Genomic DNA, 19,696 nt, shown 5'->3' with positions numbered 1-19,696 from the left:
AACAATTCCTTATTTTAATTTTGCTGAATACACTTCGTGCGTGTGCTGCATTTGCGCCGGTGTTGAAATCACTTTTGCCGTCATAATGCCAGGGGCAATATTTAATTTTGCATGGTGGTAATAATAATCCCCGCCAAACTCACCACCGTGGATGGCTAAAGTTTTCGTATTAATCACCTGGAAAATATAACGGCGACAGGTGCGGCCGTATTGGCGAATAAGTGCCATCATTAAATTATTATTTTCAGCCAGTTGATTATCATTTACCCGAATAATAATAACGTCCCAATCATAGCCAGGCTGGCGCTCATGTTGGGTAATGGCACCGATCCCCAATCGTTCAAATATGGCGGCAAATCCCGCCAACGAGCCGGCATCTCTGGCGTTAATAAAGGCGTAATTTACCCGTTTGCGGAATAACGTCAGCGGTTCGCCGGCAAACTGTGTTACATCACGCTGATAAGCCAGGGCATTGAGTAGCGGCACAACACAGGTGAGCGGGTCAGTCTGGTTAAGCGGCCATTTCAGCCAGGTGTAAACCTGTTGCCAGAATGCCAGACAAGCGCGCATTAATTTCACCGGCTCGCCTTTATTCATCCACACCGGCAAGGTAAAAATGGGTAGCTTATCCATTAGCATTCTCCAGCGTCAAAACGCCCAATCGTGGCACGGATAACCCGCTGATTATGTCCTGTTGTGAAAATGTCAGTGACTCAATTTCAGCAAAGTGATCGTGTAATTCTTCCCCCAGGCGCGACATTGAAAATCGGCTGTGCGGCCAGGTCTTTTGTACGCTGTAATCGGTATTTTCACGGAATGCACAGCCGATCAGATTGCGGATATTTGCCAGCAAAACGGCGGTCTGTTCATCATTTAAATTGCTCGTAGCAAAAAGATGCAACGTGACCGTCAGGTCATAAATCACTTCTGGCAGTGGCAAACACAGCACATCGTCGCCGTGGCCGTGGTTGCCCTGGCTCATCACATAATCATTCACCGTATCGATAAATGGCTGGCTGGCGATGCCGGAATCCAGCAACAGATAAACGTTAGCGGTACCGGGGCCGCGTGGCGCATCGTGTAGGAAAAAAATTCGGTCAGTGGTCAGGCCGGCAATACCCGCAATCAACCCACGGTAAACCGCATCGATATGATATTGGCCCGGCAAATTAAACTGATTGCGCACCCGGTCACGCAAGTCGTCGTCCAGCTCCTTATCAGCCCCCGGCGCGATTAACCAATTATCCTCGTTTACCGCACTGGCGATGCCATTGACCGCGACCGGCAGAATACGGAAATAGCCGGGTGCCAGGTTGTGGCCGCTGCCGGCTGATTCAGCATTGACCGCAATCAACGCCCCGGTTACCCCGGCAGGTATGACGGTATCGGCCAATGTCATTAATTTATAAACGGTGCCGTTAATGCGTTCGGTCTGGATCACAGTGCCGGCGGGTACGGTAATTTCAGCGCTAACGCTATCTTTGGTAAAGCGGATCACGCCCTGGGTAAGGCTGGCATCTTTGCGGGACAAATTGACCGCCCAGGCAAACAGATCAACAAATTGCCCGCTGGCAGTTGCCAGGAACATATTTGCCATCACTGTATTCACCAGGGCGTTAATCAGCCACATCACCGGCGCAGTAACAATCGCCTTAATAAGCCGCCAGAACGGCGACATATTCGAGGTGTTGGTGACCAAATTTTCATCAGCCGCGACCTTTGCGAATTCCGCTTGCACCTGGCTTTCAGTCGTCGGCATGCCCTGATCGGCAAGAATAGCTTTATAGTCAGGATTGGGGCGATTATTCATAATAAGTCTCGCAGTGACAGTGGGCCGAAATCGTAGGTATCAGCCGTAATAAAATAGTGTCCCTGGCTATCATCGGTAATCAGTACGGTACCCGGCACAATGCGGGTATCGGTTTCTGTCAACAGTTCCATTTGCAACAAAATATCGGTGCGCAATACCGGGCTACGCTCGGCAATCAGCAACTTAACCAGGCCGGACTCAATAATCCGATGTACGCAGTCCTGCGCAATGCTGATGCGGTTATCGCACAACAGCGGTTCATTGCCGGATGAGAGTGTAAAATCACCGTCAGTGATTAGCAGGTCGATGTACAGTTGTTCACTCATCCGGCGGCAAGCTCCCTTGATTCCATGATGCTATCCAGCGTGGCCCCGTTCGGCGGGTAAATATTCACTTCGCCGATTGTATTACCGGTGCGCACGGTACTGCTCTGGTTGCTGTTATTGGTGGTCAGGGTTTTGGCTATCCCGCCCTTGTTCATCGTCGGGCTGACCAAACCCGCCGGCGTGGGGAGGGTGGTTGCCGGCGCGGCTGCGCCGTTCTCACTCTGGCCGATAGGCTTAAGGTCGATATTCACGCCGGGGATTTTATTGAGCTTGCTGACAATCCAGTTGTAGGTCGCGCCGAAAGACTCCGTCAGGTAATCCCACAGGCCACTGAACACATTAGCGATGGCGTCAACAAAACCGTTAAAGGCTTCTACAGGTGACAGGCCAGCAAAGAACCCAACCACCATTTCCCAGCCCAGGGTAATCGACGCCCATACACCGGCGAACATCTCCCCGACCTGGCCGGCAATCTGCATAACCCACTGGAATGCGGCGCTGTCCAACAGTGCGGCTTTAAGCTGATCCCAATGGGAAATTACATACCAAACCCCCGCCGCCAGCGCGACAAGGCCAGCAATAATCAAGGTGATCGGACTGGTTAATAACTGCATCCCGACACCAGCCAACATGGTGGCGATACCGTAGGCGCGCATAGCAACCGTGCTGCTTATCAACATCATGCGAGTAGCAATAAGCGCGGTGCGCAAGAATTTTAGTGCGCCGTTATAAATGACCGTGACAAAGGTTGCTAACTGAATGGCGCGGGCTTTGAGATTAATCGCCCACATCAGGCCACGAACGGTGAATGTTGCAACCGCCCAAATGCCGGTCAACCCCATCCAAATAAATTTCGATACCCCCATCACGACATTAGCGATTGCGCCGGCTGCGGCCATTCCAAGCGTTGCCATGGCAATGTAGCCAATCCAGCGGGCAATATTGGGGAACATGTCCAGCCATTTGGCGAACTGAGTCCCTGCGTTAATCGCATAATCAGTCAGCGGGGAAATAGCCGGGATAAGCTGCATACCGATGGAAATCCGAATACGCTTCCAGACCTGATCAACACGTTCCCACATGTCGGCCATTTTCTTAGCCATTTCTACCGCCCGGTCTAATCCCTGGGTGTTACCCATATCGCGCATATGTTTACGCAACTTATCCGCCTGGCCCCAGGTGGCAGTCAATGCCTGCGCACCCTCGCCAAAGGTTTTATTTAATGCGGCTTGCGCCTTAACGTTACCCTCGATGGTGTTACCGAATTTCGCCTGAAGTTTTTGCAGAATGTCGGGGAACTCCAACATCTGGCCTTGTGCGTCAGTAAAGCTCAGGCCCAACTGTTTACCGCCCTCGATAGCGCTTTTCAGAAAAGCGTCATAAATACCGCCGGCCTCGGTGCCTTTGGTCTGTTTGAGCATCCCCAGGACGGCGAGTTGTTCATCCATACCCGCCCCCATTTGGGTACCGGTTCCCTTGCTGGACTTGACCATTTCGCGGATTTCGTCAAGGTTTGCGCCAAAATTCTGCACCATGTACGCGCCTTTAGACGCCATCATTTCAGCAAATGGGATATTGCCCATCTCGCTGGCCGTGGTGCGGAAGTTATTTGCCATGTCAGCCATGTAATTAGCGGCCCCCTCTGCGCTGCCTTTGGTCGCGATGGCAAGAGTGTTTATGGCGGTGGTGTAGCGGGGCAATTCATTGTCAGTGATGCCGGCAATGGTACTTTTGATGATGGTTGCCGAACTGATAAAGTCGGCGGCATTCTTGCCGTAAGCGGTGCTAAACGTCTGCGCCGCCTTAAACATTTTGTCTAAGGCTTGCGTACTGACATTACGTGTAGACAACTCATCTAATGTTTTCTGAACCTCATGAGCGGGAGCAAGCAAGCCTTTGACACCTTGAGCAACGCCCCACAACCCCACAGCCCCGACCGCAATTTGTTTAAAGGCCCGTTGTGACTGTTTGGCGAACTGTTCGACAGACTGTTGCGCCTTGCCGAGCGGTGCGCTCAGATTATTTTTAAGACTCAACAGAAAAGACAGTTCTTTCATGATTATCCTTATTCACCGTTAAAGGCTTTGCATATGCCTGCGGTGGTGCCGTTAATGGCGCTTTCGTGGAAGTATTCCGCCAGCCAGGCCGCGCGCGCCAGGCTCATAACGTCATCACCTTCGCTGGGAAGGTAATGACGTCGGAGCGTCATATATTGTTCAAGCGGGTTATTCTTAATCGCTTGAATGAGCGCGGTTATTCCTTTACTTCGATTTCTGCATCTGGCGCGTAAATCTCATTCACTTTCTTCGTGATTTGTGCCGCCAGTCCGGGGAGTTTCATTAGCTCGGCCAGATTGTCGCGGGATTCCGGTACAACAATGCGTTTCAGATAGGTACTGACAGCACCGACGATATTTTCATCCCGCGCCGACTCATTCAGGCACTTGTTATACGCGACCAGGGTCGGGGCAAATTGCACATCCATACCTTTTACGGTCAGGGTGATTAACTCTTTATTTTCTTTGCTCATTTCTCTAATTCCTTTCGTTGTTTTATTTCGCTTATCAATTGGTTATGCCGTGCTGCACATTCCGGGTATATCTTTTGGTACTGCCCTAACGTGTCGCTAAAATCGGTGCCAGTATTACCGGCCAGGCGTGGCAACGTTACCGGGCAAGGGGTCAACAAGTTTTCCTGATAAGGTACGTTCGGCACGTTCCGCACTGGCGTTGAACAACCGGACGTAATCATCAGTAGCGCAAACAGTGCTAAATACCGGTTTAATAATCTCAGTCCTGATAAGTCGCTCGGTGTGCACTTCATTAGCCCTTAGCTCCGTTAATTTATTCTCAAGCTGGCGCGCTGAGGTGCCGGCGATATCTTCAACCTGTACGCGGTTGGCTGCGGCTACCTGGCTAATGGCCAGTTCGATTTTTGCCTGGCGGTCGCCGTGCATCGTCCAGCCCAGCAACCAAGCCGCAATCAGTAGCAGTACCGCCGGCAGCAGTTCGCGCATCACTTCACCCCGTTATGCTCAAAGCTGAAGTGATTGCCGTCAGGATTTGACTTAAAGCGCCCGCCCCAGGCCCCGCCGATTGACTCCCAATATTCCCCCAGGGGCTTATAGGCTTCGCTTTTGTCCTGGTACTGGCCGTTAACAAACAGATTGAAATCCACCGCCAGCCGTTGGGTATGTAAGCTGTTAAGAATGCCTTTACCTGCCCTGGCGTTTAATGCGGATTGTTCCGAGGTGCGGTAGGCTTCGCCAAAGGTCAGGCGATAACCGCGCTCGTCAGCCCAATTAATCAACTGGGCGATCATGACGGTAAATACCGCCTGTTTTTCGCTTAATGTCATGATTCACTTCCTTTTTTTAATCGTCCCAAGTAGCGAGTCAGTAATCGGGTTAGCGTTAGCTCAATCACACTGGAACCGATAATTCCCAGAGCAGCAGCAACACCTATCAACGCCAGAATGTGAATATCTGGAAAATGAATCAGCGCCATACCTGCCAGCAATGAAGTGCCTGAACCTAATATTGTTCGGCCCACAATCAGGCGCAGGGTGATCGCCTCGTTACCCACCAAAACCTTGGCGAGTGAAATAAAAGCGCCAATCCCGCCCAGCATCAGCACAATGCGAATAAATGATGTCTCTCCGTTTGGCATATGCATCACTCACCCGATCAAGTCGCGAACGTCGTCGCTGGATAAAATCGGCGTACCGTCAATGTGGATAAAGTCCGGGCTGGTCACGATGTACTTAAATTTATGGGTGGCCGTCTCGCCGCCTTTTGGGTCAAAACCTAACGGGCTGGTGATAATCAGCTTGCAACCGAATACCTCGACCGTTAACTCCTCATCGCCAGTGTTGGCATAAAACAAAATGTCGGTAGTTGGCATTTTGCGGTAGCTGCCAGCGGATTTAGCGGCAGCACTGAGTTTTTTAAAGTTCTTGGTATCAACTTCCATCTCCCCCTCAGCAGACACATCACCTGATACATAGCCATCAGGAATACCGCGAGATTGTGTGGCGGCGGTGTTATCGGTGATATCCACTGAAACGGTTTTGACATGGATAATTTGCGTACCCAGGGTAATGTCGATTGAGTTACCGCCAATGCGTGCAGTCGTCATGATTAATTCTCCGAAACGGCGGTAATGGATTGGTCTAGCATGATCCCAATCTGAATGGTTTTAGCGCTGCCATATGGCCGCACAACCAAGTAAATGCTCACGGTTTCGTTATCCGACCAGGTAATCACCACATCGCCGGATTGCGGGGATTTCACTTCGCCAGGGAACATCACGCCGTTAATCTGCGAGCTGTGAGACATATCGCGCATGGTGCGGGCGAAAAAGGTCTGGTGCGCCGCAATACTGGCCGGTGTGCTGTTCATCGAACGGTCGGCTATTTTGCTGATTGCCTGAATCCGTACCCGGCGCGCAACTTTGTCAACAATGCGCAGATTTTCAATAATTTGGTAATCACCGCCGACCACGTCGAGTGTGCGGCCGTCAGACCAGTACATGCCCTCGTAATCGGGGTACCACATCGGCACGGAATAACGCAGGTCATGCATGGCGCGCAAGTGCGCCAGGGTGACTTCTACCCCGTTGCTATCAACGGGCATTTCGGCGGTATCAATCCCCAGCCCAATTAATGCACCGGTTTTCACGCGGGCCGGACTGTCGGCCACGGTCACGCTGCGGTGACATAATCGGCCCGCCAACACGCCAGCTTCATTGCCCCACAATGCTGGGACAAGTTGCACGGACTCAGCAGCAATGCCGGTCTCCAGTTCAGCAAGAAATGCCTGGTACGCTGACCACGACATAGGTACAGGCAGCGTCGTCGGCCCGGAAACAGTCAGCATTGACCACACCCAACGACCATATTTATTGGTCAGTTCGGCGCGCAAAGCGTCGTATAAGTTAATTTTGGTGCGGCCATCGGCCACGGTAGTGATCGGGATGGTGCAGATAACCCCTTCAACAGAAATCATTTGTTGAGCGCTTAGAATTGCCAGCATATCGTCGCCAGCCTGTGCATCAGCCGCCAATACCAGCGCATAGGCTTGCCAGTTCTGACCGCCATTGCGCTGTGCGGCGCGGACGTTTTCACGTAATGCCGTATCAGCATCAGCCAGCACAAGCGTGATATCAGATTGTGAATCTAGTGCGATCAAGTCGCCTGGGATTTCAGAATCAGCGGCAGCGCTACCGATGAATAAAACGGTACGCTCTACCTCGTTAATCTTGCCCTGGCGCTGGTTAAGCTGGTCTATCGTAACTGTGGGCCATGTCATTATTGTTTTCCTTTTATGTCCTGCGCTTTCACGTTCCAACCGAAACCGATAGCCTGGAGTTGGCGCGCCATAATGTTGTTAAACTCGGTATCGCTTACCCCCAAGAACACGCGAGAGGGGATATCAATTTTCCAGGTACTTTTTGATGGTTTCCCCCGGAGTTTTTTTATCATTAACCCAGCCTGCGCCATGCTCATCGTGTTCAGAATATGTGCACTGGTTGCCTTAACGTATTTACCGTTTTTGAGCATCTTAAAACCCATGGCGCGCAACTTTTTAGCCTGACGCGGCAGTGCCGGTTTATTGCGCTGGTCAGGGCGCGGCGCGCGGTCGGCACTCATTGAAAATGACGCGCCATCTTGATGCACCCCCGCAATCAAGCCGGCTGAAACGGGGTTATTACCGTTGTTATACTTGCCACCCTTGAAATAAATCCGCACGGCTTCCCGTTCTGGCATTTCCCGTACATGTAGCAATTTCGGTAGCTGGCGTAACATCTTGCCTTTACCGCGCTTGCGCGCCGGCCATGGATTGCCGTCCGGGTCTGTCTGATTACGTTGGTGACGTTTCGCCGCTGTAATGATCCCTAGCTTGGCAATGCGCCATAACAACCGTTGCCGCTTTTTCGGGGGCAGTTCCGCCGCCTTTAGTGCATCCCGCAACTGTTGAAGCTGACGTTTATCCAACTCTCCCCGGACAATCACTGTGTATCACTCAGTGGCGCGCCCTCAGGCCCCCCGGCAAACAGCCGGCCACCAGTGGCAATCATGATTTCAGGGTTAACCAGTGACCAACGCCGGCCCTGCAATGGAATATTTCCGTTTACATCCAGGCGAATATTGATGCTGTCGGCCAGTTCCACCACGATTTCAAGTGGTGCCGAGGTTTCTTCATCAAATTCAATATCAACAGTCGGTTCGGCTAGCTCTAACTCGTCATAAATCTCATTACGATAGGAATCCAGCCAGGCCAGTACCAGCGCGTAGACTTCTGCCGGCGCGCAAATTCGGTAAGGGAATGCCCCCCAATTCAATACCGCGTGATAGCGAAATATTCCTAGCCGGCGCTGGTCTAATCCCAATGCTTTTGGTGCTCTGATAATTGACGCGCTATCAATGGCACTTTCAAACTGTTGCATCGACCGTTCTGGCAGGCATTCCGTTAAAAATGCGGTCAGGCTTTCTATTTGGCTCATATCAAATGCACCCCAACACGCGGAAATTTCTTCATATTTCGGAGCACAAACGCCGCCTCAGCCAACAGAATGGCGCGGGTTTCGCTGCTTTCCTGTCCTGGGTGCGTTTCGCGCCGGCCAATGCTGGCAAACTCGCCTAACAAATCCGCTTTTGCCCTGGCGTAGACCGCCTTTTTGTATTGGGCGGTAAGCTGGTTTTCATCGGCCATCTTTGCGCCAGGCGTATCCAGTGCGGTGGCGTGGCCTTTGCCTTGCCAGTAGGTCACAACGTCGGCGGCATCATCATTGATTTCAGCAATCGCGGCTAAAAGCGCCTGGGCGGCTGTTGATGCCGGCAGCTCTGGCGGGATAGTGCGCGACTTTTGAAAGTCGGCTAGATTGAGGTCGGGCCAGAAAGCCACCCCGTTAATAATTGGCTCATCCTGGTATTCAATCTGCCGACCGCTAAATCCTAATGATGGTGCTGCCACGTAAACCCCTTATGTGCAAAATGGGAAGCGGGCTGACCGAGATCCACGACCTTGAAAACCTTACGGGTTTTCTGTCTCCCTCGCGCCCGCCCCGGCTTGCGGTAGTCGTTAAACTTTTTGTAAGGCCCGAATACGGGCGGCGATTTTTTCGCGATGGGTCTTTACGCCCACTTTCACATCAAAAGCGCCCGCCTGTGCCAGCAATGCGTCAGCCTGTAACAGGGTTTCCACATCATCAATCGCCGTGGCAACCGGTTTACCGGATTTATCACTCAGCAACAGCAGCCCGGCGAACTTGTACCACTTGGCGTTAACCTCTTCATGAAGCCGCCATTTATCGCGGATGTTGATAAACGTCCGGCTAAAATACGGCTCAATGCTGTGACCAAGTGACGCCTGGGTTTCGGCCCAGGCCATCACGGTGTCAGCCACAAAGGTGGCAAAGGTGCTTTTGATGTTCTCAGGGGTGCTTTGCCCCTGTTCGATCGCGATATCGGCCCAATCCAGCGCCTGGTCAAAATTCCCCACGTCAAACAACCAGACCACACACCAGGCGAAAGCCGGGTTAGCGTGAACTATGCCGCTTTCCAGATAGCGCTCGACGGTCGGTAGCCATTTCGGCAACAGCTCGTCACGCTTCATATCTACGCGGTCGGCAATCGTTCCCAGGCTGCGCACCCGCGCCACATCACTGTCTAGCTCACGTAGCTGTAAGTGCAGGCTGGCCGGGCTGGCGCTCAGGGCTTCATGGTTTTTTAACGCCAATTCAGCATGAACGCGGCGGCGGTAACGCTGACATGGGGAAAGGGCCATAATTATTCGCCTCCGTTAACTGCATCCAAGACGCCATCGCCAACGGTGATCACATCGTAAGCCGCATACAGCTCGTCATACTCCACCGCGTAACCTTCCATGCGCAGGTAGTTGTTTTCAAAACGCTTGCGGTCGTCTACCCATTCAGCTTTACGCTTACGGGTACCGCGCTGGGTGTACAGGTGTAGGTTTGACAGCGTGGTAACGATCAAACGCCCTTCTGGCATAAATGGCGGGGTGTAGGCGGTACGGCCTGCAATCTCGCGGTTAATCAACTGTGCGGCGACTTTCTCGGTCGGGCGGTCAATGCGGTTCATCATGCTGGTTGCATCCGCCGCGATAAGGTCAGCCGATACCAATACCACTAGGCGCGGGTCGTTACGGAATGGCTCATAAATGCAACTGTGGATCAGGTCAGTGACTGCCGCATCCAGAGAAACGAAATCTGCGCCCGTACCGTTGCGGTCTAAAATCACGCTATCAGTGATGATTTGACCGGGTGAGCGTTCCTTAACGATGGCATGCCAGCCACGGTTCACATCTTCACCCAGCGGGTTAGCCACTGGATCAGTATTTTCGGCGATGCTGGTACCGTTAAAGCCGATGCGCAACATATCAAGGGCAAAGGATTCATTACTGAATGCCTGGATGCGTTGGAAAAATTCATCTTCGGTACCGGAGTTCGCCCACACGACTAAAAGCGCGTAAGTCAGATAAGAACCGGAATCGGTTTCGACCAACTTATATTCGTTACCCGATACGCCCATTTCACGATTGAAACGACCGTCTTTTTTACGCCCGGTAAACATTCCCGGATTCCCGGTATTGACGACCTGGCCCTGGATCTGTTCAACGTCCATCAGATTGATTAAGCGTAAAAACTCAGATTCTTGTAGCAGCGCATTACGTAGCGAAGTTTCTTTCGGGTCAGTCAGCGAAAAAAATTGCTTCGTATCGGGCTGGTTATTGGCCTTTGCTAAGCCAGCCGCATATTTGCGGATTAGTGCTTCCGCTTTGGGTGTTAATTGCATGTTCTTTTTCCCGTTTAAAGGTGGTCAATGGCGAGTGCGGTTAGTTGAACTCGAAAGGCTTATTGCCGCCGCTTGGTGCGCCGTTGGGTACCTTGGTTTGGCGCGCATCCAATACGCTGAATTTTTCCAGTAAGGTGTTTAGCTGGTCTTTTAAGCCGGTCAATTCGTTACCGCTGGTTTCAGGCTTAGGTGTGCGGGCGGTAAAGTCCTGGCGGCGACCGGCGCGGCGCGTGTGGTTACGAGTGCGGGAGCGGCGCGCCGGCGCACCCTTAGCGGAAAATGACGTCATCAGTCGCGCCAGGTTCTTTTTAGCGACGCTAAATTCAGCCGCAACCACTTCATCCTCTGGATTGTCAGCCACTTCGGCGGCGATTTCGGCCACCTGGTCGGCGACGTCGGCAATCTCATCAGCCAAGTCGGCCACATCGGTGGCGGCTTCTTCCGGTGTATCTGCCGTGGTGCCGTTGGCTTTTTCTTCCATTTGCTGAATACGCAGGGTCAGCGCTTCAATAAGGGCTTTTAATTCATCCATCTTGGTTTCATCCTCGCCCTGGTCGGGCTGGTTATTGTCGGGGTCGGGTGTGAATTCTTTTTTGACGGAAAATAGGCGGTCAAAGAAACCCGGCTTTTTATTTTCCGGTTTACTCTCACGGCTTTTTAATTGTCCCAAGCTAAAGGCTTCGACATTACCGCGTGTTCCTTCTTTGGTTTCACCATCAATAGTAAATGACAGTTTTTCAGTGCCTAGACTGTTAGGTATATCGGTCACGGCAAGACCAAATAAATAATTTTGACCACTCCCGGCGAAGTCAGGAAATACCTCAACTGAGGTAAATAACTTTTGTCCCAGGCGGTTAGCTTCAATTAAAAATTGATTGGGGATTATTTTGGCGTAAAGTTTAACTTTCCCGTGTACTTCTTCGTATTTTAACGCATCAACCTCACCGAGATTATAAGTATATTGCCGCATAGCAATATCTTCTTCATGGTGCGGCCATAACAGTGCGGTGTAAGTTTCACGGCTGTAAGTATTGGCGCAGTCTATCAACCACTGGGGTTCTAGTATCCGGCCATCTACCGACGCGCCAGAAGTACCAATACAACGCCAGTCGGAAATAAGTTGCGGCATGAAATACCCTTTTACTGTTTTTATAATTAATTATTACTGTGTGATTTGCAGTATTGCGGATATTTAAATGCTGTGCATCCATCTTCATTATTATAAGTTCGGTTATAAGCCATTAACCGAATATAGCCGATATATAGTTATCAACGTTGTTTAAATCCCTCGTCATAATAGCCTTATGGCAAAATATTCTGATGAAATTAAAGAGGCGGCGCGAACGCTTTTTATTAAAAGCTGGACGCCCAAAGATATCGCGCAGGAATTAAATATTCCGGTGCGCACAATTTACCATTGGTCTGATATAGGCCAGTGGGCGGCATTATTACCGGTTGAATCTTTTGAAGCGGCCATTACGCGCCGGCATGACCAGTTATCACGGCGCGAAAACAAAACCGCGCTGGAGCTGGAAGAGATCCGCGACCTGGTCGCGCACCACGTCAAATTAATGGCGCAGAGTAATAAACACGCCGAAAAAATGGCAGAAATAAAAGCGCGCATGGCGATGCAGTCAGGAGGCGGCGAGGATGAAACCGGATTCGGGAGCGAGAAAAAACGCTCATACCGTAAAAATGATATTTCCAGCATCACCAAGGAAATGTTGGATAGTTGGGCCAGTGAGCACCTGTTTGATTACCAGCTACATTGCCGCGCCAATAAAGAGCAGAACTTCCGGCACATTCTGAAATCACGTCAAGTCGGCATGACTTACTATTTTGCTTTTGAAGCCTTTGAAGATGCGGTGTTGAGCGGTGATCGGCAGGTGTTTTTCTCTGCGTCTCGCGCGCAGTCTGAAATATTCAAATTTTATATTGTCGAAATCGCTCAACAGGCGTTTGGTATTACGCTGACCGGTAACCCGATCAAGTTGAGTAACGGGGCGGTGCTGCGGTTCTTGTCGACCAATGCCGGCACGGCTCAGGGTTTTAACGGCCATCTGTACGGTGACGAAATATTCTGGATACCCAAATTTGGGAAATTCCACGAAACCGCGTCAGCGATGGCAACGCATAACAAATTTCGTACTACTTATTTTTCAACGCCCAGCGCCAAAACTCACCCAGCGTACCCCATCTGGACGGGGGATACCTGGCGGGAAGATGACGCCAAACGGAAAAAGGCCATATTCCCCAAAGAAAGCGAACTGCGTAAAGGGGGGATTCTTTGCCCAGATGATCAATGGCGCTACATCATCACGATGGAAGATGCGATCAAGGGCGGGCTGGGTGCCTTGGTCGATATTGAGCGGCTGCGTAATAAGTACAACGCAACCGCGTTCGCCATGCTGTACATGTGCCAGTTTGTTGACAGCAAAGACGCGGTATTCAAGTTTTCCGAGTTGGAAAAATGCGGTGTAGATGCCGGCATGTGGCAAGACCACGACATCAAAGCCGCCCGACCGTTTGGTAATCGTGAAGTGTGGTGTGGTTTTGACCCGTCCCGCTCCGGTGATAACTCAACCTTTGTGATTGTCGCGCCGCCCATGTATGACGGCGAACGCTTCCGCGTCCTGGCGGTGTTCTACTGGCAAGGACTAAATTTCACCTGGCAGGCTGAACAGATAAAGCAACTCATGCGCCGCTATAACGTCACCTATATCGGGATTGATGTGACCGGCATCGGGCGGGGCGTTTATGACCTGGTGACCAAATTCGCGCCCAGGGAGGCCACCCCGATTTTATACAGCGTGGAAAGTAAAACGCGCTTGGTGCTGAAAATGGTTGATACGGTTGAACGCCACCGCATCGAATGGAGCAAGGACGCCACCGATGAGAACAGCCAGGAACGGGCAGAAATTGCCGCCAGCTTTATGGCAATTCGCCGCACGACAACCAGCAGCGGTAACGCGCTGACTTTTGTCGCCGAACGGTCAGACGCCACCGGCCACGCCGACGTATTTTTCGCCATTTCTCACGCCGTGATTAATGAACCCCTCGACTATGAATATGATCGCCCGTCTACCTGGGCCTTTGGAAAAGCAGCATGACAACTAAAAAGAAACGCGGACGCCAGAACAACACCCAGCCCAAAAAAGCCAAGGCAACTGAGGATTTCACCCCCGGACGCGGTAGCGTTATTTCATTCGGGGAACCGGAACCGATTTTAACGACCGGCACCGATTACAGTGAAATATGGTACGACAATGATTTCGACCACTGGCGATTACCCATTGATCGCCTCGCCCTGGCGCAGTTGCCTAACCTCAACGGCCAACATGGTGGCGTTCTTTATGCCAGGCGCAATATGTTAGTCAGTGATTACCTGGGCGGCGGCCTAACAACGGATAGTATTGAGGGCGCGGGGTTTGATTATTACCTGTTTGGTGATGTGGCTATCTTGAAAGCGCGTAATTTTTGGGGGGAGGTGACCGACCTGGTGCCGTTACCCTCACTTTATACGCGCCGGCGCAAATCGGGCGAGTTCGTTGTCTTGCAAAAGGATGAGCCTCTCGTTTATTCCCCGGAGGATATTATATTTTTGGCGCAGTATGATCCCCAGCAACAGATTTACGGCTTGCCGGATTATATCGGGGGCATTCATTCGGTACTGCTTAATTCAGAGGCGACGATATTTCGCCGCCGCTATTACCATAATGGTGCACATATGGGCTTTATTCTGTATGCCAATGACCCCAGTATCAGCACGGAAGTGGAACAGGAAATAAAGGAAAAGATAGAACAGAGTAAGGGCGTGGGTAACTTTCGCAATATGTTTATCAGTATTCCGAAAGGTGACCCGGAAGGGATTAAATTAATATCGATTGGTGAAGTGAGCGCCAAAGATGAGTTTTCCAACGTTAAAAGCATTACCGCCCAGGATATTCTTACCGCGCACCGCTTCCCGGCTGGCCTGGCGGGGATTATTCCGCCTAATGGTGCTGTGATGGGTGACCCGGACAAGGCCCGATCAACGTATCGAAAAGATGAAGTGTTACCGGTGCAAAATAAGTTTATGCGCGCCGTGAATACTGATCCCGAAATACCCGCCCATTTACACCTGCGATTTAAAGTAGATAAAGACACGGATAACACCGAAAGGGGCGAAAAGTGAGCAGGATTAAGCTAAAATCACGGAAGTTAACAGAAATAGCTTTCGGAGTGGTTAATATGCGAATGTTCAAAATTAAATGCACGGAATGCCGCGCGCCCGCAATTATCCGCAAAACAGAATGGAAAGACGTCAAAATAGCCGACCTGTATTGTGCCTGTTCAAATGTCGAGTGCGGCCATACCTTTGTATTTAACGCGGTGTTCTCGCACTCACTTAGCCCCAGCGGGCTAACGGGGAGTAAGTTGGTAATGGCATTACTTGAAATGTTAAAGCCGGATGAAAGACAAATTGCCCTGGACTTGCTGCAAGGTCAGCCAGGATAAGAGAAACCCGCCGAACGGCGGGTTTTTTGTGTGGTTGTATTTTCGCAACACAACAACTTGTTATACGCGTATTATCCTCGCATATTTTTCCATGCTCCCTATCTCTATATAAAACGGCTCTAAGTGTTGTAAAGGTGATGGGGGTAACCATATAGACCTCACCTCATTCTGATATGAGTATCTAAAATGTTTCGAGAATAGTATATCGACATCATTTGGATTACACATTAAGGGGTCTAAATACTTAACTGGAGACGCGAAACCCTTAAACTCAGGGAGTTTTTTAAAAACTTCCTTCATCATTTTTTGGAATAAAACCCTTGGATCACGAATAACAATGCAAGCATTTGCCTCGAAATCGTCATACTCTCTAAAAGTATATTTACTGGCAAAGCAATGAACGTAATAATTAGTGTTTGATTCAAGATGAAAGGTTACATTTCCATATGTAGGTATAATCTCATTGTCATGACTTTTAATAACTACGTTATCAGCCCTACTACTTATAGAAAATGAAAGTTCATCATCCCGTATTGCTTTATTCAATGAAGGGTCATTGTAGAGTGATGCAGGGGCAATTCTAATTCTTCCATGTTTAAACATGGGTTCTAGATGTTCGCTTTTCCCGAACTTATATATGTACCCTTCCTTTAAACCGTCAACTTGATCTATTGCTATCTTCGAAGGTGGTATGTCTGGATAAGTTGGCTTTACCATAGGAGCATCTTTTAAAAAACCGTCAGAAAATCCATTTGGGTAAGGGCCATATCTAAGTTTGAACTCTTCTAGTATATGAGTCCATTTAATCATCCAAAATAAACCATTATCATTAAGCCCATGAAGCCCGAGCTGCCCTTCTGAGGTAAGGATAGACATGTTTGACGTGATGTCTTGGGTTCTAATCTGAAGTTCCTCATAAGATAGATACTCCATATATCTATGTTGCCGATATTCATGTCGCCAAAGTTCATGATTTACCAAAGTATTAGCCTCTATATGACAGCGTTGAGTGATTAATATTACGATAATTGTAAGGTTTTGATACTGAATGATGCAACGGATAGCACATCCCTGATGAGGTATCCGCTTCTGACACAAAATGTTCGGTTGTTTGCCCGCCCACATTTCAAGGCCAGCACAGAATTCAGGTGGATTATTTATTTTTATACCCTTGTCCTTTATCCGCCAGCCCACGTATAGCCGCGCGGGCTAAAATAAGAGTCTGCCCGGCGTGAATTGCTCGGCAGAATTCGTCACGCTCATTCGGATGCTCGGTAGGAAGCAGTAAATATTGATTCCATACATCACCCAGCATTTGGGCGATTCGGTGTTCTGCTGCTGACAATGTGCATACGGTATCGGTGTAACTGATGTTTGTTGTTTCCATGGTTTATTTCCCCTTATCTGGTTGTATATCCAAAGTCTTAATTAACGTCACTTCCCCCTGTTGCCAGCGTTCCTGGTCAAGTCGGGCAGTCACTTTGTTGGGGAGTACCAAATTACCGCCCTTGGCTAACACGCTGATTTCCCACTTTTCCAATATCCAGCCGCTGCGCTGTAAGGCTTTGTCGATTTTCTGGCACATTTCCACCATTGAGGCGCTGATAGGCTGCGCCTCAATTTTTTTCGGTGGTTTTTTAGCTTCTTCCCGTAGTCGGTTGCGCAGTTCTCGCCGCTGGGTGTAGGTGAAACTGTCAAAATTATTAAAATCTGGCGCTGGAGTTGTGCGTTTTTTACGCTGTTTCGGGGTTTCGTCGTCGGAGGTGGGGACAGTTATTGCCACGAGTCCAAGAGAGGGCGAAAGGGCATTAGGGCCAACGTCAAAACCCGTGCCCGCGCTGCGGTCGGTCTTAGGTTGGTTCTCGGTAGGCTTAGCGACCATCTTCCAATTATCGCTATGGGTGCATACGCGTGATTCAGCGCCCAGGCGTGGTGACCAGACTCCATAAATTTGTGTACCGTGTTCGCCGTAATCATTCGCCACGTCTGCTACTGCATAAGCGGTGCGCACGGTGTGGTACTTGCGCGGGATAAGGACGCCGCCCTGATGGTGGATATAGGTAGCAAAACAACCCGCATCAGCCGCCGCTAGCACATCATCCATTTTTTTATCGGGTAGAAGTTGTGCGCCCTTTTTGGGTTTTAACTTACGTTGTAGCTGGCCGGCTAACAGCCGTAATTCGCGGTAAGCCTGGCGGGAAGGAATGCCAAAGAACTGGAACTGTCTCACCCGGTGCAAACTCGCCCAGGCAACCGCATTTTCGACCATATCGCCCAACGGTTTACCAGTCTCTTTACTTAGCAACGGCTTGCCGGTTGCCTTGTCGATCACCGTTTTCATTTGCCGGCCATCAACGTTCTTGCTGATATATTTGGCTATGTAGCTGGTCGGCGAGCCTTTTCGTTTTGTTATCAACTCGGCAGTAAAGCGGGGTTTGATATCATCACCCAGCTCAGCGCGGTCTTTCCTGATCGCAAAGTCACGCATTATCTTTGTGATGGATGTGCGATGTTTTTTGCGCATAAAGCACATTAAGTGCCAGTGTACGGTGCCATCATGATGGGCTTCAGCAACACGCATCCCATACCAGCGTAAACCCATGCGATGCATCTTCTTACGGATACCGGAAAAGAGATCAACCAGATAATCACTGCTTTCTCTTACCGTCTTGGTTGTCCATTTGGGGTTTGGTTTTCCATTGGCAAGGGTGGCGTGATATTGAGACGGACAGGTAATTGTGTAGAAAACAGCACAATCAGATCGCATGTCAGCCAGATTTTCCAGCCCTTTCATGGTGGTCATCATTTCATTGCGGCGCATACGCGGATTACTGGCGCTGGCATTAACCACCGTTTCCATATCCAGCGTGACACCCTCGTCATTCACAAACTCATGTGAACGGATAAAATCCAGCATTCGGCGGTACTGTTCACGTTTGTGCGTCAGGGCGTCGTAGCTGATATAAGCGGAGGCGTGTTTATGCACTAATAAAACCGCGCGTAATTGTTCCTCCCGCCATTCACTCCGTAAGCGCCATAACTTTCTGTACCACCATTCGGCACATCGCAGCCGCGCCAGTGCTCCGGGGAGTAAATGATAAGGTACTTCCCCACGCCGGCGCAGACATTCATTCAACGCATACCAATAAGGTGGCGTGATACAAAGTCGGGCGGCTTCATTGGCGACGACCTGATAGATTTGTAATATTTCATCGGGGGTGGTTTCGTCAGTGAGCACTTTCGTGGCCTGATCGTCAAAGAGCATATCCATATGCGCGGCAACCATTGTCGCCAGGGTTTTCACTTCTTTTTGGTTCAATTCTGGCAGTCGCAATAAATCGTCCAGCCGTTCCCGGCTAGCAATATGTTGATAGGCGACGGTTTGCTGTTTCTTTCTCATGGCTTCCAGGCGTGACAATGCGCTTTCAACAATTTCAGTTAAAAAGGCATTGGCCCGTTCATCGCCAGATTCGCGGCGTAGGTAATCAATCCGTTGCTGTAATGGCTTGCGGATAAACTTTGGTTGGCTGCTTAAGTTGGCTTGCACCTCAACAGCAGGGCAATGGCGCTGTAACTTATGTGACTGCGCCAGTCGGGCAAGATGAATATCAAGGAAAAGCTCATGTTCTTCCCGGTCGTCCATTTGCCATTGACGCCGTTCGCGGGCTTTTAATTCTTCTTCGGTGAGTGATGCCTCAAATGCCGCCTGTTGGTCAATCTGATAAGCAGCCATCATGACAGCCAGCGGGGTACGTTGTGCCGGGACGATATCCAAGAACGGGTTTATAGCGATTTGGGGTTTATTATTCCAAGAGTAAACCCCGGTAAACGCCTCATCGTTTCCGGGGTAGGGTGTAGGGGGTTGAAATCGACTGCGCTTGGCGGTCATGGTTGGAATGAGCCGCCGGGTGTGGGGGTTCGGCGCGTCCGGTAATACACAATCCCGTATACAGCACTGACCGGCATTTCCATTTTTTCCGCGATAAATCTCGGTTTTACACCATCCTCGTAAAGTGCACGGCATAACTCCACGTCATGATCGCTGTGTTTGGCGTTTCGATTACATTCGCCAATGCCTGACGGGTTTACACCTTCAAAGAATGCTCTTACCCGTATTGCCGTTAATGTACGGCCCAGATGATCGGCAATATCTTGATATCGTGTTGTTGTTACCGCTTCACGTAAGTAAGCCACCTCATCCTGTGACCAGGGTTGTCCGTGACGTTGTGGAATAGTCATGGCTTCAT

The 19,696-nt window shown here is 50.3% G+C and carries 24 protein-coding genes; 3 read left to right on the top strand and 21 right to left on the bottom strand.

What is annotated here, in order from left to right; translation table 11 throughout:
* Positions 1-9 precede the first annotated feature (9 nt).
* From AACW11_RS10730 to AACW11_RS10650, 17 genes are all read right to left on the bottom strand, one after another.
* Positions 10-633, bottom strand: coding sequence for a phage tail protein (locus tag AACW11_RS10730; RefSeq protein ID WP_212584272.1), 624 nt, complete (start codon positions 631-633; stop codon positions 10-12).
* Entirely contained in the window at positions 626-1,810 is a 1,185-nt protein-coding gene (locus AACW11_RS10725) for a baseplate J/gp47 family protein (protein WP_212584271.1), read from the bottom strand. Before AACW11_RS10725 ends, AACW11_RS10730 begins: the two co-directional genes overlap by 8 nt.
* Positions 1,807-2,136, bottom strand: a complete 330-nt coding sequence (locus AACW11_RS10720) for a DUF2590 family protein (RefSeq protein WP_025376673.1) — start codon at positions 2,134-2,136, stop codon at positions 1,807-1,809. Before AACW11_RS10720 ends, AACW11_RS10725 begins: the two co-directional genes overlap by 4 nt.
* Positions 2,133-4,193, bottom strand: a complete 2,061-nt coding sequence (locus AACW11_RS10715) for a phage tail tape measure protein (protein ID WP_212584270.1) — start codon at positions 4,191-4,193, stop codon at positions 2,133-2,135. Before AACW11_RS10715 ends, AACW11_RS10720 begins: the two co-directional genes overlap by 4 nt.
* Before the next feature lie 8 nt (positions 4,194-4,201).
* Positions 4,202-4,345 (bottom strand): DUF6890 family protein, encoded by a 144-nt coding sequence (locus tag AACW11_RS10710; protein ID WP_167335165.1) that lies wholly within the window; start codon positions 4,343-4,345, stop codon positions 4,202-4,204.
* Positions 4,346-4,389: 44 nt separating this feature from the next.
* Positions 4,390-4,665 (bottom strand): putative phage tail assembly chaperone, encoded by a 276-nt coding sequence (locus AACW11_RS10705; RefSeq protein ID WP_088130346.1) that lies wholly within the window; start codon positions 4,663-4,665, stop codon positions 4,390-4,392.
* Positions 4,666-4,779: 114 nt separating this feature from the next.
* On the bottom strand, positions 4,780-5,151 hold the full coding sequence (locus AACW11_RS10700) for a hypothetical protein (RefSeq protein WP_212584269.1): 372 nt from the start codon (positions 5,149-5,151) through the stop codon (positions 4,780-4,782).
* Positions 5,151-5,492, bottom strand: a complete 342-nt coding sequence (locus tag AACW11_RS10695) for a M15 family metallopeptidase (protein WP_212584268.1) — start codon at positions 5,490-5,492, stop codon at positions 5,151-5,153. The genes AACW11_RS10700 and AACW11_RS10695 overlap by 1 nt, the downstream gene beginning before the upstream one ends.
* Positions 5,489-5,803: a holin gene (locus AACW11_RS10690; protein WP_339379057.1), complete on the bottom strand. Its 315-nt coding sequence runs from the start codon at positions 5,801-5,803 to the stop codon at positions 5,489-5,491. The genes AACW11_RS10695 and AACW11_RS10690 overlap by 4 nt, the downstream gene beginning before the upstream one ends.
* 9 nt (positions 5,804-5,812) lie before the next feature.
* Positions 5,813-6,271, bottom strand: a complete 459-nt coding sequence (locus tag AACW11_RS10685) for a phage protein (protein WP_025376679.1) — start codon at positions 6,269-6,271, stop codon at positions 5,813-5,815.
* A gap of 2 nt (positions 6,272-6,273) precedes the next feature.
* Entirely contained in the window at positions 6,274-7,443 is a 1,170-nt protein-coding gene (locus AACW11_RS10680; protein WP_212584266.1) for a DUF2586 domain-containing protein, read from the bottom strand.
* Positions 7,443-8,147, bottom strand: a complete 705-nt coding sequence (locus tag AACW11_RS10675; protein ID WP_212584265.1) for a phage virion morphogenesis protein — start codon at positions 8,145-8,147, stop codon at positions 7,443-7,445. The genes AACW11_RS10680 and AACW11_RS10675 overlap by 1 nt, the downstream gene beginning before the upstream one ends.
* Positions 8,144-8,638 (bottom strand): phage tail protein, encoded by a 495-nt coding sequence (locus AACW11_RS10670; RefSeq protein WP_212584264.1) that lies wholly within the window; start codon positions 8,636-8,638, stop codon positions 8,144-8,146. Before AACW11_RS10670 ends, AACW11_RS10675 begins: the two co-directional genes overlap by 4 nt.
* Complete coding sequence (locus tag AACW11_RS10665; RefSeq protein ID WP_212584263.1) at positions 8,635-9,108, bottom strand: head completion/stabilization protein; 474 nt, start codon at positions 9,106-9,108, stop codon at positions 8,635-8,637. Before AACW11_RS10665 ends, AACW11_RS10670 begins: the two co-directional genes overlap by 4 nt.
* 108 nt (positions 9,109-9,216) lie before the next feature.
* Positions 9,217-9,921 (bottom strand): phage terminase small subunit, encoded by a 705-nt coding sequence (gpM, locus tag AACW11_RS10660; protein ID WP_212584262.1) that lies wholly within the window; start codon positions 9,919-9,921, stop codon positions 9,217-9,219.
* 2 nt (positions 9,922-9,923) lie between these two features.
* Positions 9,924-10,952, bottom strand: coding sequence for a phage major capsid protein, P2 family (locus AACW11_RS10655; protein ID WP_050882495.1), 1,029 nt, complete (start codon positions 10,950-10,952; stop codon positions 9,924-9,926).
* A 40-nt stretch (positions 10,953-10,992) separates the two neighbouring features.
* Complete coding sequence (locus tag AACW11_RS10650; RefSeq protein WP_212584261.1) at positions 10,993-12,081, bottom strand: GPO family capsid scaffolding protein; 1,089 nt, start codon at positions 12,079-12,081, stop codon at positions 10,993-10,995.
* A gap of 175 nt (positions 12,082-12,256) precedes the next feature.
* Between AACW11_RS10650 and AACW11_RS10645 the strand changes: the two genes are divergently transcribed.
* Genes AACW11_RS10645 through AACW11_RS10635 form a run of 3 tightly spaced genes read left to right on the top strand, consistent with a single transcriptional unit; the run spans position 12,257 to position 15,449 of the window.
* On the top strand, positions 12,257-14,062 hold the full coding sequence (locus tag AACW11_RS10645) for a terminase large subunit domain-containing protein (RefSeq protein ID WP_050149100.1): 1,806 nt from the start codon (positions 12,257-12,259) through the stop codon (positions 14,060-14,062).
* The gene (locus tag AACW11_RS10640; protein WP_050882497.1) at positions 14,059-15,126 is read left to right on the top strand and encodes a phage portal protein; all 1,068 of its coding nucleotides are present in this window, start codon (positions 14,059-14,061) and stop codon (positions 15,124-15,126) included. The genes AACW11_RS10645 and AACW11_RS10640 overlap by 4 nt, the downstream gene beginning before the upstream one ends.
* A complete protein-coding gene (locus AACW11_RS10635; RefSeq protein ID WP_049616163.1) occupies positions 15,123-15,449 on the top strand; it encodes an ogr/Delta-like zinc finger family protein in 327 nt (108 codons plus the stop codon). Before AACW11_RS10640 ends, AACW11_RS10635 begins: the two co-directional genes overlap by 4 nt.
* A 60-nt stretch (positions 15,450-15,509) precedes the next feature.
* On the opposite strand, the gene AACW11_RS10630 is transcribed toward AACW11_RS10635, so the two are convergent.
* The 4 genes from AACW11_RS10630 to AACW11_RS10615 all read right to left on the bottom strand — a co-directional run bounded on the left by AACW11_RS10630 (position 15,510) and on the right by AACW11_RS10615 (position 19,688).
* Positions 15,510-16,382 carry a hypothetical protein gene (locus AACW11_RS10630; RefSeq protein WP_212584260.1) on the bottom strand — a complete coding sequence of 291 codons (873 nt, stop codon included), beginning with the start codon at positions 16,380-16,382 and terminating at the stop codon, positions 15,510-15,512.
* Between the two features lie 220 nt (positions 16,383-16,602).
* A complete protein-coding gene (locus tag AACW11_RS10625; RefSeq protein WP_212584259.1) occupies positions 16,603-16,836 on the bottom strand; it encodes a hypothetical protein in 234 nt (77 codons plus the stop codon).
* A gap of 3 nt (positions 16,837-16,839) precedes the next feature.
* Positions 16,840-19,224, bottom strand: a complete 2,385-nt coding sequence (locus AACW11_RS10620; RefSeq protein ID WP_249192710.1) for a replication endonuclease — start codon at positions 19,222-19,224, stop codon at positions 16,840-16,842.
* Positions 19,225-19,334: 110 nt separating this feature from the next.
* Positions 19,335-19,688, bottom strand: a complete 354-nt coding sequence (locus AACW11_RS10615) for a hypothetical protein (protein ID WP_050132648.1) — start codon at positions 19,686-19,688, stop codon at positions 19,335-19,337.
* Positions 19,689-19,696: the final 8 nt, after the last annotated feature.

The sequence above is a fragment of the Yersinia sp. Marseille-Q3913 genome, assembly GCF_963892745.1.
In the GTDB taxonomy this organism is placed as follows: Bacteria; Pseudomonadota; Gammaproteobacteria; order Enterobacterales; family Enterobacteriaceae; genus Yersinia; species Yersinia bercovieri.
This window is presented reverse-complemented; position numbering and strand designations above follow the sequence as displayed.

Bases quoted from the DNA above. Each gene is read 5' to 3' on its own strand.
- AACW11_RS10730 (WP_212584272.1), bottom strand. From the start codon at position 633: ATGGATAAGCTACCCATTTTTACCTTGCCGGTGTGGATGAATAAAGGC.
- AACW11_RS10725 (WP_212584271.1), bottom strand. From the start codon at position 1,810: ATGAATAATCGCCCCAATCCTGACTATAAAGCTATTCTTGCCGATCAG.
- AACW11_RS10720 (WP_025376673.1), bottom strand. From the start codon at position 2,136: ATGAGTGAACAACTGTACATCGACCTGCTAATCACTGACGGTGATTTT.
- AACW11_RS10715 (WP_212584270.1), bottom strand. From the start codon at position 4,193: ATGAAAGAACTGTCTTTTCTGTTGAGTCTTAAAAATAATCTGAGCGCA.
- AACW11_RS10710 (WP_167335165.1), bottom strand. From the start codon at position 4,345: ATGACGCTCCGACGTCATTACCTTCCCAGCGAAGGTGATGACGTTATG.
- AACW11_RS10705 (WP_088130346.1), bottom strand. From the start codon at position 4,665: ATGAGCAAAGAAAATAAAGAGTTAATCACCCTGACCGTAAAAGGTATG.
- AACW11_RS10700 (WP_212584269.1), bottom strand. From the start codon at position 5,151: ATGCGCGAACTGCTGCCGGCGGTACTGCTACTGATTGCGGCTTGGTTG.
- AACW11_RS10695 (WP_212584268.1), bottom strand. From the start codon at position 5,492: ATGACATTAAGCGAAAAACAGGCGGTATTTACCGTCATGATCGCCCAG.
- AACW11_RS10690 (WP_339379057.1), bottom strand. From the start codon at position 5,803: ATGCCAAACGGAGAGACATCATTTATTCGCATTGTGCTGATGCTGGGC.
- AACW11_RS10685 (WP_025376679.1), bottom strand. From the start codon at position 6,271: ATGACGACTGCACGCATTGGCGGTAACTCAATCGACATTACCCTGGGT.
- AACW11_RS10680 (WP_212584266.1), bottom strand. From the start codon at position 7,443: ATGACATGGCCCACAGTTACGATAGACCAGCTTAACCAGCGCCAGGGC.
- AACW11_RS10670 (WP_212584264.1), bottom strand. From the start codon at position 8,638: ATGAGCCAAATAGAAAGCCTGACCGCATTTTTAACGGAATGCCTGCCA.
- gpM (WP_212584262.1), bottom strand. From the start codon at position 9,921: ATGGCCCTTTCCCCATGTCAGCGTTACCGCCGCCGCGTTCATGCTGAA.
- AACW11_RS10655 (WP_050882495.1), bottom strand. From the start codon at position 10,952: ATGCAATTAACACCCAAAGCGGAAGCACTAATCCGCAAATATGCGGCT.
- AACW11_RS10650 (WP_212584261.1), bottom strand. From the start codon at position 12,081: ATGCCGCAACTTATTTCCGACTGGCGTTGTATTGGTACTTCTGGCGCG.
- AACW11_RS10645 (WP_050149100.1), top strand. From the start codon at position 12,257: ATGGCAAAATATTCTGATGAAATTAAAGAGGCGGCGCGAACGCTTTTT.
- AACW11_RS10640 (WP_050882497.1), top strand. From the start codon at position 14,059: ATGACAACTAAAAAGAAACGCGGACGCCAGAACAACACCCAGCCCAAA.
- AACW11_RS10630 (WP_212584260.1), bottom strand. From the start codon at position 16,382: ATGGAGTATCTATCTTATGAGGAACTTCAGATTAGAACCCAAGACATC.
- AACW11_RS10625 (WP_212584259.1), bottom strand. From the start codon at position 16,836: ATGGAAACAACAAACATCAGTTACACCGATACCGTATGCACATTGTCA.
- AACW11_RS10615 (WP_050132648.1), bottom strand. From the start codon at position 19,688: ATGACTATTCCACAACGTCACGGACAACCCTGGTCACAGGATGAGGTG.